Genomic DNA, 15,323 nt, shown 5'->3' on the forward strand with positions numbered 1-15,323 from the left:
CTGTGGGGGCGTGACAGCCCCTGTTCCCCACGCTAGCATTCACGTGCGTGCATTTGTTTTCGCGCGCTGCTGGTATGCGGGCAACCGCATTTGATTTTGAGACAGGAAAACCGGGCCATCGTGGGGAGCGGGCTGGATGGATTTGAGGGAATATACACGACAATACGCGGTACAGGACAATCGGCTGGCTGCGCTGAGCTATTTCGGAACATTTGCGGTGTATTTCGCATCGCTGGCACTGGCGATTGCCTTTGTCGATCACTGGTACATCATGGTTCCCGCCGGGATCGTCTTTGCGTTTTCCGCCGTACGTCTATACGTGTTGCAACATGATTGCGGGCATCACTCGCTGTTCGAAACCCGACAGCAGAACGAATGGGCCGGGCACGGACTGTCGCCTTTCACCTTCGCGCCGTTCGAGGTGATGAAGCAGAACCACAACCTGCATCACGCGGGCATCGGCAATTTGGCACATCGCGAGACCGGCGAGATTCATACCATGACCCTGGGGGAATGGAATGACGCCGATTGGAAAAAGCGCCTGTTCTACAGGCTGTACCGCAATCCGTTCATCCTTGTTCCGGTCGGGGCGCTGTTCACCTATTTCATCCGCTATCGCTGGCCCAAAAACACCGTCCGCTTCGGGGTCCGGGGTGTTGTATTACACAATCTCTCGATTGTTGTGTTTCTGGGCCTGCTGTACCTGATCGCCGGTGCCACCGGCATGCTGGTCTGGCTGGTCTTTTCGATGCTGGGGGGCATGCTGGGCGTGTTCCTTGTCTATCTGCAGCATAATTTCGAGGATACCTACTGGGACCGCCGCCCCGATCTGGACCCGCAACTGGCGGCTTTGCAGGGGTCGTCAGCTTTGGATTTCGGCTGGTGGTTCGACACTGCGGTGGCCTGCATCACGTTGCACGATATCCACCACTTCAACGCGCGTATCCCGTCCTATCGGCTGCGCGCCTGCCATTACAATCTGCCACCGGAATTCACACCGCGCCGCATCAAGTTCCCCGAGGCGGTGGCCGCCCTCAGGCTCAAGCTTTGGGACGAGGACACCAAGCGCCTTGTGCCCTTCCCGAAAAAGGAACGCGCAGCTAATCTTGCCCATAGCAATTGACCCTCTAATCTTAGCAGGATAGCAGGGCGACTTGCATGGATGTACATCCTGTGTATATACGAAGATGCCGGGAGACAGAGAAAGGACCGATAATGACCGCAGTGACCGATGTTAAAGGTGTAGGAGCAGCGCTGGCGCAGGCGCTTGCCGCTAACGGGTTCAAGACCGCAGAAGCGCTGGCCAAGGCGACCCCTGCGGCTCTGGTCAAGGTTCCCCGCGTGGGTGAGGCCCGTGCGGCTTTGTTGATTGCCGCCGCGAAAGAGGCGATTGCCGCCAAACCGGCCGCCTCGCGCCGAACCCCCGCCCGTAAACCGGCCACCCGCAAGACCGCCACACGAAAACCGGCGGTCCGAAAACCCGCCGCGCGAAAGACCGTAGCGGCCGCCGCTGCCGAAAAGCGCGCGGAAGAGGCCGCCCGGAAAGCGGCAGAGGAAAAGGCTGCGGCTGAACTGGCTGCGGCGAAGGAAAAGAAAAAGGCAAAAGCCAAGGCAAAGGCCGAGAAAGCCGCAGCCAAGCGCAAAGAGATGGAAGCCGCGTTCTCGAAAGCCAAGGACAAGGTCAAGGAAAAGTCCAAGAAGGGCAAAAAGCCCAAGAAGGACGGCAAGAAAAAAGACGACAAAAAGAAAGACAAGAAGAAGGGCAAGAAAAAGGACAAAAAGGCCAAGAAGTAACGCCTGCGCCTTTCCGATTTTTGAACCGGCACCGTTTCAGACGATGCCGGTTTTTTCTTGTCAGGCCAGTGTGCCGTCGGCCTGCAGGGTCAGTTTGCCGCCCAGATAGGGCGACAGGACCTCGGGCAGGGACACGGTGCCATCTTCGTTCTGGCCATTTTCCAGAACCGCAATCAGGCAGCGCCCGACAGCAAGGCCCGAGCCGTTCAGCGTGTGCACATATGCCGGTTTGCCGCCGCCCTCGGGGCGGAACCGGGCATTCATCCGGCGGGCCTGGAAATCACCGGTGGTCGAGACCGAGCTGATCTCGCGATAGGCATCCTGACCGGGCAGCCACGCCTCGATGTCATAGGTCCGGCGCGCGCCAAAGCCCATGTCGCCGGTGCACAGAACCACAGTGCGGTAAGGGATGCCCAATTGTTCCAGCAGGTCCTCGGCACAGCGCAGCATGCGCTTTTGCTCGTCATCCGATTTGTCCGGATGGGTGACCGAGACCATCTCGACCTTTTCGAACTGGTGCTGGCGCAGCATGCCGGCGGTGTCCTTGCCCGCGCTGCCCGCCTCGGACCGGAAACAGACGGTGTGGGCGGTCATACGGATGGGCAGGGTGGCCTCGTCCAGAATATCGCCCGCCACCGAATAAGTCAGCGTGACCTCGGATGTCGGGATCAGCCACCAGCCATTGGTGGTCTGATAGCTGTCCTCGCCGAATTTCGGCAGCTTGTCGGTGCCGTACATCGCCTCGTCCCGGACCAGGACCGGGGTTTGCGTCTCCGTCAGGCCATTCTTGTCGATATGCGTGTCCAGCATGAACTGGGCCAGCGCACGGTGAATGCGGGCGACCCCTTTCGACAGGTTCACGAACCGGCTGCCGCTGGATTTTGCGGCGGTTTCGAAATCCATCGCCGCAGCGACGGCGGGGATTTCGTAATGCTCTTTCGGTGCGAAGGCGAATTCGCGCGGGGAGCCCCAGCGGTTGACCTCGACATTGTCGGTCTCATCCGCGCCCTGCGGCACATCGTCGGCGGGCAGGTTGGCGATACGGGCCAGTTGATCGGTCAGCAGCGCGTCAAGGTCCTTGGCCTCGGTTTGCATGCGGGCCACTTCGGCCTTTTTCTCGGCCACCAGCGCGCGCAGGCGTTCGAACTCGGCCTCATCCCCGCGCCCTTTGGCGACGCCGACTTCCTTGCTGGCCTTGTTCTGTTCGGCCTGCGCGGTTTCGGCCGCCAGAATCTTGGCCCGGCGGCTTTCGTCGAGCCGCAGCAGATCTGACGACACCGGCGCGTCCCCACGGCGCGCAAGGGCGGCGTCGAAGGCGGCAGGGTTTTCGCGAATGGCGCGGATGTCGTGCATAGTCCAGGTCCTTAATGCGTGAATCACTGTTGCCGCTTATGCACTATCTGAATGACAGCGTGTAGCACCGGTTACGACTTATCCGCGTCTTCGTGTGTTTCATGCGCCAGATGCCCGTCCCATTCCCCGACCGGGATTTTCGGCTCGGGCGGATCGGCCATATACGAGGGCGTCATGATCTGAACGTTGTTCTCGTTGAACACCGCCACGATGTTGCGGTGCAGGTCCGAGCGTATCTTGGGAATGATACTGCCGCGTGTGGTGTAGCCGTTGATCTGGTAATTGATCGCGTAATCCGCCAAAGCGGTCCATAAAACAAAGGGTTCCGGCTTGGCCTTGATCCCCTTGGTGCGATGGGCGGCCTCGATCAGCATCGCCTCGACCTTCTCGGGAGGCTCCTCATAGCCGATGCCGACTGTGGTGTGTAGCAGCAGCCCGCTGCCATCGGTTTTCTTCGAGAAATTCACCACATCCGAATTCATCAGCTGCGCGTTGGGGATCGAGATCAACTCGTTCTTGATCGACTTCAGATGCGTCTCCATCAGCTTGATCTGAACCACATCGCCGATATGGTCGCCGATCTGAATGCGATCCCCGATCGAGGTCGAGCGGCGATAGATCACGAACAGCCCGGCCAGCATGTTCGACACGACCGAGTTCGCGCCCAGCGACAGCATCGCGCCCACAAGAATGGTCAGCCCCTGAAAAGCCGCCGAATCCGAACCCGGAATGTAAGGCACCGCAAAGACCAAAGCGATCAGGATGACGACGACGCGGGCGATGTTGAAGGTCGGGTTGATCCAGTGCTTTTCGAAATCGCCCAGTTCGAACGAGCCCGCTTCGACCGCGTCAAAGAACACCCGCATCCCCCGGATGACATAGACAGTGATCCAGGTGATCAGCGCCAGCATGATCATGTTCGGGATATAGCTGAGAACGCCCTTGAAGATCAGCAGGACCGGCTCGGTCAGGTAGGTCAGCAGCAGTTGCGCGAAATACCGGGTCTCGGCAAAGGCCAGCAGGACGAAGGACAGGTAGTAGTAAAAGCCCAGAAAGAAGACGACCAGCAGCACGAAATTCAAACCGTATCTGACCAGCGCGGCAATGGCTTCGGCCTGTACGCTTTTGGCGGTGGCGGTTTCCACATCCTTCAGATGGCGTTTGACAAACCTTAGGGTACGCCGCCGGATCCGGCGGTGCAGCCACAGAATGGCGACAACGAACAGGGCGAACCCGATGGTCCAGGCGGCGGCCTCAATCGCGCCCGAGACGCGCGCCTGTTCGGTCCGGTTGGCGCGGTAGGCGACGATGGCCTCTTTGATGGCCTCACCGTGCAGGAAGCCGAGGACGTCCAGCTCCATCTGGTCCAGTTCCGCATCCGCGACGGTGACGATCGACACCGAGACGCCATCAACCAGAATGCGGGTGCCCAGATCGGTATCCTCATAGGTGACGGTCACATCCGGATTGTCCGAGGCCTCGGCAACTTCGATAATTCTGTTCTGGACGTTTTCGGCGCGTTCACTTGCGGGCAGGGCGCTGGAACCCCGCAGGTGGAACAGCGTATCGCCATCGACGATGACCGGGGCTTTGAAAACGTCGGATTGGGTGTCCGATGCCGCAGGCGCGTCAGCCTGTGTTTCCTGCGCCTGTCCGGGCAGGGGCTGCATCACGACAGACAGGGTCAACGCAAGCAAAAGCGCCAGCATTCGCAAGGGTTTGTGAAGATGTGCCATTGCCCCTCCTGTCGCCTGACTATATCCCAGATGTTCCTTGCGCCTAGGGCATATCTGCAACGGTCCGGGGCATCTTTGTGTGTCAAGGCGGGTGCCGGGTGAGACACTGCGCCGCCTTTGCTTGCAAACGCGCATATCTGCGCATAGGTTCCGGCCAAATTTGCGGAACGGTGCCGCAATCCAAAACAAAAGGAATATCCCATGGAAGGTGGCGCAATCGCCCAGTTTCTCCCGCTGATCCTGATCTTCGCGATCATGTATTTCCTGCTGATCCGTCCGCAGCAGAAGAAGATGAAGGAACATCAGGCCATGGTCGAGGCCGTGCGCCGGGGCGATCAGGTTGTCACGCAGGGCGGGATGATTGGCAAGGTTTCCAAGGTCAAGGAAGGCGAAAACGAGATCGAGGTCGAGATCGCCGATGGTGTGAAGGTGCGCGTGGTCAAATCGACCATCGCTCAGGTTCTGAACAAGACCGAGCCCGCGAAGTAAGTTCGCCCTACAACCTCTTAAAAAGGCAGGGTAATGCTGCAAATTGACACCTGGAAGCGGGTCCTGATCTGGCTGGTCTGTGTGACCGGCCTGCTTCTGGCCCTGCCGAATGCGTTTTACACGCGCGTCGAGCAATCGAACGACGCCAAGGCCGCGATTGAGCTGGGGATCGACACGCCCGAGATGCAGGCAGAGGCCGCGCAATGGCCGAACTGGATGCCGTCGTCTCTGGTCAATCTGGGCCTTGATCTGCGCGGCGGCGCGCATCTGTTGGCCGAAGTGCAGGTCGGCGATGTCTACGAATCCCGGATGGAGGCGATGTGGCCCGAAATCCGTGATGCGCTGCGGGATGAGCGTGCGACCGTGGGCACGATCCGCAAACAGGACTCGGCCCCGGATGAGATTCGCGTTCGCATCAGCCAGCCCGAAGGCATGTCCCGCGCGCTGGAGGTTGTGCGTGGACTGGCCCGTCAGATTCAGACCCTGACCGGCGTTGGTTCAACCGATATCGAGGCCCGCGCCGAAGGTGACACGATTATCGTTCAACTGACGGATGCCGAGAAACTCGCCTCGGACGACCGGACGGTACGTCAGGCGCTCGAGATCATCCGCCGCCGGATTGATGAGGTCGGGACGCGCGAACCTACGATTCAGCGTCAGGGCGCCGACCGGATTCTGATTCAGGTGCCGGGCATTGGCAGCGCGGGTGAGCTGAAAGAGATCATCGGCACGACCGCGCAATTGACGTTTAATCCGGTTGAAGGTCGCGGCACCGACCCGGACGTAATACCTCGTCCAGGTGAAAAAGTTGTGCCTTCGATTGATGAGCAAGGGTTCTACTACACGCTTGACGCAGCCCCCGTTGTAACGGGCGAAGAACTTGTCGATGCGCAGCCATCCTTCGACCAGAACGGACGCCCGGCGGTTAACTTTCGCTTCAACACATCCGGCGCACGGAAGTTCGGCGACTACACGCTGGAAAACATTGGCGAGCCCTTCGCAATCGTTCTGGATGACGAAGTGATCTCGGCCCCCGTGATCCAAAGCCATATTCCGGGCGGTTCGGGCATCATCACCGGCAATTTCACCGTCGAGGAAAGCACCAATCTGGCCGTCCTGCTGCGCGCTGGTGCGCTGCCTGCGGGGCTGGAGTTCCTGGAAGAGCGCACCATCGGCCCGGAACTGGGGCAGGACAGTATCGACGCCGGTAAGGTGGCGACTATCGTGGCTTTCGTTGCCGTTCTGGTCTTCATGGCGCTCAGCTACGGTCTGTTCGGCATCTTCGCCAACATCGCGCTGATCATCAACGTCGGCCTGCTGTTCGGGCTGCTGTCTCTGATCGGGGCCACGCTGACCCTGCCAGGGATCGCCGGCATCGTGCTGACGGTTGGTATGGCGGTGGACGCCAACGTGCTGATTTTCGAGCGTATCCGCGAGGAACTGAAATCCGCCAAGGGCCCGGCGCGTGCCATCGAACTGGGCTATGAAAAGGCGCTGTCGGCCATTCTGGACGCCAACGTCACCACGTTCATCACCGCGACCATCCTGTTCGCCATGGGCAGCGGCCCCGTGCGCGGCTTCGCCATCACTCTGGGTCTGGGCATTCTGACCTCGGTCTTCACCGCGATCTTCGTGACGCGCCTGATGATCGTGATGTGGTTCGAACGCCGCCGTCCGAAAATGATCGAGGTTTGACATGAGACTGAAACTCGTACCGCAAAACACCTCGTTCGATTTCTTCAGCCGCTGGAAGGTCTGGCTGGGTATCTCGGGCCTGCTGATGGTTTTGGCCTTCGGGTCGTTCCTGCTGCAGGGTCTGAATTTCGGCATCGACTTCCGGGGCGGCACCACGATCCGCACCCAAAGTGCGCAGGAAATCGATGTAGGGGCCTATCGCGATGCAATCTCGCCGCTGGAACTGGGCGATGTGACCATTACCGAGATTTTCGATCCGACCTTCGGGCCGGACGAAAACGTGGCAATGATCCGCATTCAGGCGCAGGAAGATGCCGAGGCCGTCTCTGCCGCAACCGTGACCGCGGTGGAAGAGGCGCTGAAACTCGCCGTCCCCGACATTCAGTTCGTGTCGGTCGAATCCGTTGGCCCCAAAGTGTCGGGCGAGTTGATCCAGACCGCCGTGATTGCCGTCGCCTTGGCGATTGGCGCGGTGCTGGTCTACATCTGGCTGCGCTTCGAATGGCAGTTCGCGCTGGGGGCAGTGGCCGCACTTGTGCATGACGTGATCCTGACCATCGGCATTTTCTCGGAACTTCAGATACGCTTCGATCTGGCGATCATCGCGGCGCTGCTGACCATCGTGGGCTACTCGCTGAACGACACTGTGGTCGTGTTCGACCGGGTGCGAGAGAACCTGCGGAAATACAAAAAGAAAGACCTGAAAGAGGTCCTGAACATCTCGATCAACGAAACGCTCAGCCGGACGGTCATGACCTCGGTCACGACGCTGCTGGCGCTGATCTCGCTCTATGTTCTGGGCGGGGACGTGATCCGGGGGTTCGTCTTCGCGATGATCTGGGGCGTGATCGTGGGAACCTATTCCTCGGTCTTCGTGGCCTCGACCATCCTGCTGTGGCTGGGGGTCAAGCGCGACTGGTCGAAACCGTCGAACACGGCGGGCAACCAGTTTGCCAACGTCGATGCCTGAGCTCTTTGGCCAGCCCCCTGCCGGGCTGGCCATTATCTTTTTCGCAGCCTTTCTGGGTGGCGTCGTACGCGGGTTTTCCGGCTTCGGAACCGCGCTGGTTTTCCTTCCCATCGCAACCCCGCATCTTGGCCCGTTCGGCGCGCTAATCGGCCTGACCATCATGGACATCTTCGGCCCGCTGCCCAACCTGCGCCGCGCCTGGGCCGACGTGGACAAGGGCGACTTGACCCGGTTGGTCGGCGGATGCGCCGTGGTTTTGCCCCTGGGCCTATGGGTGCTGACACGGGTCGACCCCGAGGTGTTTCGATACGCGGTCAGCCTGCTGGCGCTTTTCATGCTCGCCGTTCTGATATTGGGGCTCAGGTATAGCGGCCGGGTCCGCCGCGCGATGGTCGCCGGGATCGGCGCCGCTGCAGGGTTTCTGGGCGGTGTCGCGGGTTTGCCGGGGCCGGCTGTGATCCTGTTCTACATGTCCCGCCCGCTGCCAGTGCAGGTGATCCGCGCCACGATCCTGCTGTTCCTCTTTGCGTTTGATTTCCTGCTGCTCGGCTATCTGACCGGGATCGGGCGGGTGACCTGGGCTACCGCGGCGCTGGGGCTCGCTCTGGCCATCCCGAATCTGGCGGGGAACTGGCTGGGCGGATGGATGTTCCACCCCGAGCATGAACGGCTTTACCGCGCGGCGGCCTATCTGGCCATCGCACTGGCGGCCTTGTCGGGCCTGCCGCTTTGGGGCTAGAACCGCTACATGCGCCTGAACGAGATCACATATAACAATGCAGTTCCGGTCGATGGCTACGGCCCCGGCTTCTTCCGCATCGGCGGACAGGTCCACGACGGCCCGGTTCTGACCGGCCCAACCGGGACAACAGGGTGGGGCGGCTTTAATGACCAACCGCCGCTGCTGCAACTTGCGGATCACATCGACGTCTTGTTCATCGGCACCGGCAAAGACCTGACGCGCATCCCGCCTGACCTGCGCGCAACGCTGGAAGAGGTCGGCATCGGCGTCGAGATCATGAACTCCCCCGCCGCCTGCCGCACCTATAACGTGCTACTCTCCGAAGGCCGCCGCGTCGCCCTCGCCCTGATCCCGGTCTGAGGGATCCCATCTTCATCTGGCCAAAAATATCCCGGGGAGCGCGAGGGGCTGGCCCCTCGCTCTGCCCTAACCAAACAAACCAACCCTCGCCACTCTGCGGCAATTCCGTCCTTTTGTCCGCCCACACAATCCGCTAAGCGGGCGATATGACACTGATTGTGACCGATCTGGCCATCACCCGCGGCGGCGTTCCCGTGCTTGAAGGGTTGAGCTTCACGCTCCACCCCGGCAAGGCGCTGATCCTGCGCGGTCCGAACGGGATCGGCAAGACAACCTTGCTGCGAACGCTGGCCGGGTTGCAGCCGCCACTGGAAGGGCAGATCGAAGGAGCCGAGGATCAGATCGCCTATGCATCGCATTCCGACGGCCTGAAACCCACTTTGACCGTGGTTGAAAATCTCAGCTTCTGGGCCTCGGTCTTTGGTACCAATACGATCCAGCCCGCACTTGACGCCTTTGCCCTGAACGATCTGTCCGACCGCCATGCGGGAAACCTGTCGGCGGGGCAGAAACGTCGCCTGGGGCTGGCGCGGATGCTGGTCACGGGCCGTCCGATCTGGATGCTGGACGAACCCACCGTATCGCTGGACCGTGACGCGGTGCAGATGTTCGCCGACGCAGTGCGCGCGCATCTGGGGCAGGGCGGCTCGGCCCTGATCGCCACTCATATCGACCTCGGCCTGGATGGTGAGGTTCTGGATGTCGGCCCCAACAAGGCCAAACCCAAACCCATCGATGATTTCGACGGAGGTTTCCTGTGATCGCCCTGCTGCTGCGCGACCTGAAACTGGCCTTCCGCGCCGGGGGCGGCTTTGGGTTGGGGCTGGCCTTTTTCCTGATCGTCACGGTTCTGGTGCCCTTTGCCGTCGGCCCGCAATCGTCCCTGTTGTCGACCATTGCCCCCGGCGTTCTGTGGCTGGGCGCATTGCTGGCCTGCCTGTTGTCGCTGGACCGCCTGCTGGCGCTGGATTGGGAGGACGGCTCGCTGGATCTTCTGGCTACGGCGCCGTTGCCGCTCGAGTCCGTTGTCTCGATCAAAGCGCTGGCCCATTGGCTGACAACCGGACTGCCGCTGGTGCTGGCCGCCCCGTTTCTGGGCGTGCTTTTGAACCTGCCGGTGCCGGGTTTCACCTGGCTGGTGATATCGCTGCTGATCGGCACCCCGGCCATGAGCGTGATCGGCACCTTCGGCGCGGCCCTGACGGTGGGTCTGAAGCGCGGCGGACTGCTGCTGTCATTGCTGGTGTTGCCGCTTTACGTCCCAACCCTTATTTTCGGAGCCGAAGTCGCCCGCCGCGGCGCAGTGGGGATGGAGGTTCAGACCCCGCTGCTGATGCTGGCCGGGATCACGGCGGCTACCATCGCCCTGCTGCCTTTTGCCAGCGCCGCCGTGCTGCGGATCAATCTGCGGTGAAGCGCCACAAGATTGACCGAGGTCAATTGAGAACACACCCGAGTCGGACTAGATAAGGCCCATGTCAATCGCAGCCAAAGCCAACGCCCTCTGGGAATACGCCAACCCGCGAAAGTTCCTCGCGACCAGCGAGCGTGTCCTGCCGTTCTTCTGGATCACTTCGGCGGCCTGTATCGTGGTCGGTCTGGTCTGGGGGTTCTTCTTCACGCCGGATGACTACAAGCAGGGCTCGACGGTCAAGATCATTTACCTGCACGTTCCGGCGGCGCTGATGGCGATCAATTGCTGGCTGATGATGCTGGCAACCTCGCTGGTCTGGCTGGTGCGGCGTCACCATGTCAGCGCGCTGGCCGCCCGGGCTGCGGCCCCTGTCGGCATCGTCATGACCCTGATCGCGCTGGCCACAGGCGCGATCTGGGGGCAACCGATGTGGGGCACCTGGTGGGCCTGGGACCCTCGCCTGACCTCGTTCCTGATCCTGTTCCTATTCTACCTGGGCTACGTCGCCCTGTGGGAAGCGATCGAGGACCCCGACACCGCAGCCGACCTGACCTCGGTCCTGTGTCTGGTGGGCTCGGTCTTTGCGATCCTCAGCCGTTACGCGGTAAATTTCTGGAATCAGGGCCTGCATCAGGGCGCGTCGGTCATGCGGGCCGGAGCCGTTACCGGCACGGATACCGAGGAAAAGGTCAGCAACATCTTCTTCTACCCGCTGCTGATCTGCATCATCGGCTTTGTATTGCTGTTCGTTGCGCTGGTCCTGTATCGCACCGGTACTGAAATTCGCGCGCGCCGGATCAAGGCGCTGCTGGCGCGGGAAAGGGTGGGCGGATGATCCCCGATCTTGGAAAATATGCGGACGCTGTCCTGTCGTCTTACGCGGCATCCATCCTCTTGCTGGTGGCGCTGGTCGCGTTCAGTATCATGCGCGGTCGCAAGGTGCGGGCCGAGATGGAGAAGGTCGAACAAAGGATTACGCGCAATGGTTAAAGTCTCACCCCTGATGATCGCGCCGCCGCTGATCTTCGGCGCATTCGCCGTTCTGGCGGGGATCGGGATGTTCCGCGATGACCCCAACGCGCTGCCGTCGGCCCGCGAAGGCCAGCCCGCACCGCCCGTTGTCCTGACCGAATTCCCCGGCAAGCAAATGTTTGACGACGCCACGCTGCGCGACGGAGAGGTCAAGCTGGTCAACTACTGGGCCAGCTGGTGCGCGCCCTGCCGCGCCGAACACCCCAACCTCGAGGCGCTGTCGCAGGAAGGTATCCCGGTCTACGGCATCAACTACAAAGACAAGCTGGACAACGCCGAAGGATTTCTGACCGAACTGGGCGATCCCTACGAGGCGATCGGCCGGGACGAGCAAGGGCGCATGGCACTGGACTGGGGTCTTTACGGCGTGCCCGAAACCTATGTGATCGACGGCCAAGGCACGGTCATCCTGCGCTTTGCCGGGCCGATCACCCAACGCGTCATCGAAAGCACGATCCGGCCTGCGCTGGAAAAGGCGGCGGGTGGCTGACGCCGCCGCCTGGCAAGATTAACTGCCGCCGGACATCACAGCAACTTCATTGGCGATTGCCGTACGTTTGGCGTTTGCGTCCTGACTGATCATGCCCGGTATCAGGAATGCATCAACAAGCATCCAGATCCCCAGTGGGATCAGCAGTGCAAGACCAACCACCAATGCGGCGGTTGCCCAGCCGACAACAAACAGGATCAGCATCGTAATCGCAGTGCCGGTGCGCCCAAGGTAAAAGCGGTGCCCACCAAGCCCGCCAAGAAAGAGCCAAAGCAAATAAGCGACGACCGTCGATTTCTTTTCGTTGCTCAAGCGTTGTTCGACCAGCATTTGCTGTTCGGTGGAAAGTGCCATTTAACGTACCCTTTTTAATTGAATTATTGGGTACGTATCACCCAAAGGGTGAATTCGGTAAAGTAACAAACCCCGCCATTGACAGGGTTTGTTGCGACTCAAAAAGGTGGTGCTGTTGCGTCAGTCCGCTTTCGCCAGATTCCTCAGCACATACTGCAGCACGCCACCGTTTTCGATGTATTCGATCTCGGGCGCGGTATCGATCCGGCATTTCAGGGTGATGGTCTTCTCGGTCCCATCGCCGTAGACGATGGTGCAGGGGACCTCTTGCAGCGGTTCTACCGAGTCCAGACCGTGGATCGAGACGGTTTCGTCCCCCTTCAGGCCCAGCGTCTTGCGGGTGTCGCCGCCGGTGAACTCGAACGGGATCACGCCCATGCCAACTAGGTTCGAGCGGTGGATACGCTCAAAGCTTTCGGCAATCACGGCCTTGACGCCCAACAGTGCGGTGCCCTTGGCAGCCCAGTCGCGCGAGGACCCCGCGCCATACTGCTCGCCGCCGAATACCACCAGCGGAGTGCCATTGGCCTGATGCGCCATCGACGCCTCATAGACCGAGGTCTGCTGACCGTCCGGACCCAAGGTATAGCCGCCTTCGACACCATCCAGCATCTCGTTCTTGACGCGGATATTGGCGAAAGTGCCACGCATCATGACCTCGTGGTTGCCGCGGCGCGAGCCGTAGGAGTTGAACTCGCGCGGCTGCACCTGACGGTCGGTCAGGTACTTTCCGGCCGGCGTGGTCGTCGCAAAGGACCCGGCGGGCGAGATGTGGTCGGTGGTGATCATATCGCCAAGGATCAGCAGAACCTTGGCCCCGTCGATATTCGAGATCGTGCCCGGCTCGGGCCCCATCCCCTGAAAATAGGGTGGGTTCTGGATATAGGTCGAGGTCGGCGGCCAGTCATAGGTCTCCTGTTGCGGAACATCGACGCTCTGCCATTTCTCGTCGCCTTTGAAGACGTCCGCGTATTTGGTCTGGAACGCCTCGCGGGTGACGGTTTCCTGAACCAGATCAGCGATTTCCTTCTGATTCGGCCAGATGTCTTTCATGTAGACATCATTGCCGTCCTTGTCCTGACCAATCGGTTCCGAGGTCAGGTCGATGTCCAGCGTCCCGGCCAGCGCGTAGACCACGACCAACGGCGGCGAGGCCAGATAGTTGGCGCGCACATCCGGTGAAATCCGGCCCTCGAAGTTCCGGTTGCCCGACAGAACCGAGGTGGCGACCAGATCGCCCTCAGCTATCGCATCGGAAATCTCGGCCTGAATCGGGCCGGAGTTGCCGATACAGGTGGTGCAGCCGTAGCCCACGAGGTTGAAGCCGATCTTGTCCAGATCGTCCTGCAGGCCCGCAGCCTCGAGATAAGCTGACACGACCTGCGATCCCGGTGCCAGCGAGGTTTTGACCCACGGTTTGCGATCCAGCCCCAGCGCGGCGGCTTTGCGCGCCACCAGACCCGCGCCGATCATCACATACGGGTTCGAGGTGTTTGTGCACGAGGTAATCGAGGCGATCACGACCTTGCCCGATTCCATCGTGTGATCCTCGCCTTTGACGGCGACTTCCTTGCCCATGGGGCGTTTGAAGGTTTCGGCCATCTCTTTGGTAAAGGCGGCCTTGGCGTCGGTCAGGGCGACATAGTCCTGCGGGCGTTTCGGGCCAGAGATCGCGGGAACGATAGTGCCCATGTCGAGGCTCAGGGTGTCCGTATAAACCGGCGCATAGTCCGCGCCGCGCCAGAAGCCGTTTTCCTTGGCATAGGCCTCGACCAGAGCAATCCGGTCTTCGTCGCGGCCGGTGTTGCGCATGTAGCGCAGGGTTTCACCGTCGATGGGGAAGAAACCGCAGGTCGCGCCGTATTCCGGTGCCATGTTGGCGATGGTCGCCCGGTCGGCGAGCGGCAGGCGGTCCAGACCTTCGCCGTAGAATTCGACGAATTTTCCAACAACACCCTTCTCACGCAGCATTTCCACGACCTTCAGCACAAGGTCTGTACCCGTGGTGCCTTCGACCATCGCACCTGTCAGTTCAAAGCCCACAACCTCGGGGATCAGCATCGAGATCGGCTGGCCCAGCATCGCGGCCTCAGCCTCGATCCCGCCGACACCCCAGCCCAGAACGGCCATGCCGTTGACCATGGTGGTGTGGCTGTCGGTGCCGACCAGCGTATCGGGATAGGCAACCTCTCCGCCGTTCTGGTCGGTGTCGGTCCAGACGGTCTGGGCCAGATATTCCAGGTTCACCTGATGGCAGATGCCGGTGCCCGGCGGCACAACGCGGAAATTGTTGAACGCGTTCTGGCCCCATTTCAGGAACTGGTAGCGTTCCATGTTACGTTCATATTCGCGATCCACGTTCATCTGGAATGCGCGCGGGTTGCCGAATTCGTCGATCATGACCGAGTGGTCGATGACCAGATCGACCGGGTTCAGCGGGTTGATCTTCTGCGCGTCGCCACCCAACCCTTTGATGCCGTCGCGCATCGCGGCCAGATCGACCACAGCCGGAACGCCGGTGAAATCCTGCATCAGAACGCGTGCAGGGCGGTATGCGATCTCGCGCGGGTTCTTGCCGCCATTGGCGGCCCATTCGCCGAACGCTTTGATGTCGTCGACCGAGACCGAGAACCCCTGATCCTCGAATCGCAGCATGTTTTCCAGAACGACTTTCAAAGCAGCGGGAAGTTTCGAGAAATCTCCCAGACCGGCTTCTTGCGCGGCGGGAATTGAATAATAATCGATCAATCTGCCATTTACATTCAGGCTGCGCCGAGCCCTGGCTGTATCGTGTCCAACTTTGATTGGCATCTAATGGCCTCCCTCTCAAATGACTTGGAACGCGGGATTCGCTGCACGTTATCTGTACCACGTTTGTGTTCGGTTCAAGCTTT

The 15,323-nt window shown here is 60.7% G+C and carries 16 protein-coding genes; 12 read left to right on the plus strand and 4 right to left on the minus strand.

Going from position 1 to position 15,323, the window contains the following annotated elements:
* The first annotated feature begins 136 nt into the window (after positions 1–136).
* Both ACR0EZ_RS13005 and ACR0EZ_RS13010 read left to right on the plus strand, forming a co-directional pair.
* On the plus strand, positions 137–1,123 hold the full coding sequence (locus tag ACR0EZ_RS13005; protein WP_480613632.1) for a fatty acid desaturase: 987 nt from the start codon (positions 137–139) through the stop codon (positions 1,121–1,123).
* A gap of 92 nt (positions 1,124–1,215) precedes the next feature.
* On the plus strand, positions 1,216–1,794 hold the full coding sequence (locus ACR0EZ_RS13010) for a helix-hairpin-helix domain-containing protein (protein ID WP_480613634.1): 579 nt from the start codon (positions 1,216–1,218) through the stop codon (positions 1,792–1,794).
* Between the two features lie 60 nt (positions 1,795–1,854).
* On the opposite strand, the gene serS is transcribed toward ACR0EZ_RS13010, so the two are convergent.
* Entirely contained in the window at positions 1,855–3,147 is a 1,293-nt protein-coding gene (gene serS / locus ACR0EZ_RS13015) for a serine--tRNA ligase (protein ID WP_480613636.1), read from the minus strand.
* A gap of 71 nt (positions 3,148–3,218) precedes the next feature.
* Complete coding sequence (locus ACR0EZ_RS13020) at positions 3,219–4,883, minus strand: mechanosensitive ion channel family protein (protein WP_480613638.1); 1,665 nt, start codon at positions 4,881–4,883, stop codon at positions 3,219–3,221.
* Between the two features lie 201 nt (positions 4,884–5,084).
* Here ACR0EZ_RS13020 and yajC point away from each other — a divergent pair, with 201 nt between their 5' ends.
* From yajC to ACR0EZ_RS13070, 10 genes are all read left to right on the plus strand, one after another.
* The gene (gene yajC / locus ACR0EZ_RS13025; RefSeq protein ID WP_480613639.1) at positions 5,085–5,372 is read left to right on the plus strand and encodes a preprotein translocase subunit YajC; all 288 of its coding nucleotides are present in this window, start codon (positions 5,085–5,087) and stop codon (positions 5,370–5,372) included.
* A gap of 33 nt (positions 5,373–5,405) precedes the next feature.
* Positions 5,406–7,067 (plus strand): protein translocase subunit SecD, encoded by a 1,662-nt coding sequence (secD, locus tag ACR0EZ_RS13030; RefSeq protein WP_480613641.1) that lies wholly within the window; start codon positions 5,406–5,408, stop codon positions 7,065–7,067.
* 1 nt (position 7,068) lies between these two features.
* A complete protein-coding gene (secF, locus tag ACR0EZ_RS13035) occupies positions 7,069–8,037 on the plus strand; it encodes a protein translocase subunit SecF (RefSeq protein WP_480613643.1) in 969 nt (322 codons plus the stop codon).
* Positions 8,030–8,776, plus strand: coding sequence for a TSUP family transporter (locus tag ACR0EZ_RS13040; RefSeq protein ID WP_480613645.1), 747 nt, complete (start codon positions 8,030–8,032; stop codon positions 8,774–8,776). The genes secF and ACR0EZ_RS13040 overlap by 8 nt, the downstream gene beginning before the upstream one ends.
* 9 nt (positions 8,777–8,785) lie before the next feature.
* Positions 8,786–9,139, plus strand: a complete 354-nt coding sequence (locus tag ACR0EZ_RS13045; RefSeq protein ID WP_480613647.1) for an Mth938-like domain-containing protein — start codon at positions 8,786–8,788, stop codon at positions 9,137–9,139.
* Positions 9,140–9,285: 146 nt separating this feature from the next.
* Positions 9,286–9,900: a heme ABC exporter ATP-binding protein CcmA gene (gene ccmA / locus ACR0EZ_RS13050; RefSeq protein ID WP_480613649.1), complete on the plus strand. Its 615-nt coding sequence runs from the start codon at positions 9,286–9,288 to the stop codon at positions 9,898–9,900.
* A complete protein-coding gene (gene ccmB, locus ACR0EZ_RS13055; RefSeq protein ID WP_480613651.1) occupies positions 9,897–10,553 on the plus strand; it encodes a heme exporter protein CcmB in 657 nt (218 codons plus the stop codon). Before ccmA ends, ccmB begins: the two co-directional genes overlap by 4 nt.
* Before the next feature lie 61 nt (positions 10,554–10,614).
* Positions 10,615–11,388 carry a heme ABC transporter permease gene (locus ACR0EZ_RS13060; protein ID WP_480613653.1) on the plus strand — a complete coding sequence of 258 codons (774 nt, stop codon included), beginning with the start codon at positions 10,615–10,617 and terminating at the stop codon, positions 11,386–11,388.
* A complete protein-coding gene (gene ccmD, locus ACR0EZ_RS13065) occupies positions 11,385–11,543 on the plus strand; it encodes a heme exporter protein CcmD (RefSeq protein WP_480613655.1) in 159 nt (52 codons plus the stop codon). Before ACR0EZ_RS13060 ends, ccmD begins: the two co-directional genes overlap by 4 nt.
* The gene (locus ACR0EZ_RS13070; RefSeq protein WP_480613657.1) at positions 11,536–12,075 is read left to right on the plus strand and encodes a DsbE family thiol:disulfide interchange protein; all 540 of its coding nucleotides are present in this window, start codon (positions 11,536–11,538) and stop codon (positions 12,073–12,075) included. Before ccmD ends, ACR0EZ_RS13070 begins: the two co-directional genes overlap by 8 nt.
* 18 nt (positions 12,076–12,093) lie before the next feature.
* Here ACR0EZ_RS13070 and ACR0EZ_RS13075 read toward each other — a convergent pair whose 3' ends face one another.
* Positions 12,094–12,429, minus strand: coding sequence for a TM2 domain-containing protein (locus ACR0EZ_RS13075; protein WP_480613659.1), 336 nt, complete (start codon positions 12,427–12,429; stop codon positions 12,094–12,096).
* A gap of 120 nt (positions 12,430–12,549) precedes the next feature.
* The gene (gene acnA / locus ACR0EZ_RS13080; RefSeq protein ID WP_480613661.1) at positions 12,550–15,240 is read right to left on the minus strand and encodes an aconitate hydratase AcnA; all 2,691 of its coding nucleotides are present in this window, start codon (positions 15,238–15,240) and stop codon (positions 12,550–12,552) included.
* Positions 15,241–15,323 lie beyond the last annotated feature (83 nt).

Source organism: Ruegeria sp. AK4 (assembly GCF_056541025.1).

What these genes read in the sequence shown, in the direction of transcription:
- ccmD (WP_480613655.1), top strand. Translation starts at nt 11,385, where the DNA reads ATGATCCCCGATCTTGGAAAATATGCGGACGCTGTCCTGTCGTCTTAC.
- ACR0EZ_RS13005 (WP_480613632.1), top strand. Translation starts at nt 137, where the DNA reads ATGGATTTGAGGGAATATACACGACAATACGCGGTACAGGACAATCGG.
- secD (WP_480613641.1), top strand. Translation starts at nt 5,406, where the DNA reads ATGCTGCAAATTGACACCTGGAAGCGGGTCCTGATCTGGCTGGTCTGT.
- yajC (WP_480613639.1), top strand. Translation starts at nt 5,085, where the DNA reads ATGGAAGGTGGCGCAATCGCCCAGTTTCTCCCGCTGATCCTGATCTTC.
- ccmA (WP_480613649.1), top strand. Translation starts at nt 9,286, where the DNA reads ATGACACTGATTGTGACCGATCTGGCCATCACCCGCGGCGGCGTTCCC.
- secF (WP_480613643.1), top strand. Translation starts at nt 7,069, where the DNA reads ATGAGACTGAAACTCGTACCGCAAAACACCTCGTTCGATTTCTTCAGC.
- ACR0EZ_RS13075 (WP_480613659.1), bottom strand. Translation starts at nt 12,429, where the DNA reads ATGGCACTTTCCACCGAACAGCAAATGCTGGTCGAACAACGCTTGAGC.
- ACR0EZ_RS13060 (WP_480613653.1), top strand. Translation starts at nt 10,615, where the DNA reads ATGTCAATCGCAGCCAAAGCCAACGCCCTCTGGGAATACGCCAACCCG.
- ACR0EZ_RS13045 (WP_480613647.1), top strand. Translation starts at nt 8,786, where the DNA reads ATGCGCCTGAACGAGATCACATATAACAATGCAGTTCCGGTCGATGGC.
- ACR0EZ_RS13040 (WP_480613645.1), top strand. Translation starts at nt 8,030, where the DNA reads ATGCCTGAGCTCTTTGGCCAGCCCCCTGCCGGGCTGGCCATTATCTTT.
- ACR0EZ_RS13070 (WP_480613657.1), top strand. Translation starts at nt 11,536, where the DNA reads ATGGTTAAAGTCTCACCCCTGATGATCGCGCCGCCGCTGATCTTCGGC.
- serS (WP_480613636.1), bottom strand. Translation starts at nt 3,147, where the DNA reads ATGCACGACATCCGCGCCATTCGCGAAAACCCTGCCGCCTTCGACGCC.
- acnA (WP_480613661.1), bottom strand. Translation starts at nt 15,240, where the DNA reads ATGCCAATCAAAGTTGGACACGATACAGCCAGGGCTCGGCGCAGCCTG.
- ACR0EZ_RS13010 (WP_480613634.1), top strand. Translation starts at nt 1,216, where the DNA reads ATGACCGCAGTGACCGATGTTAAAGGTGTAGGAGCAGCGCTGGCGCAG.
- ACR0EZ_RS13020 (WP_480613638.1), bottom strand. Translation starts at nt 4,883, where the DNA reads ATGGCACATCTTCACAAACCCTTGCGAATGCTGGCGCTTTTGCTTGCG.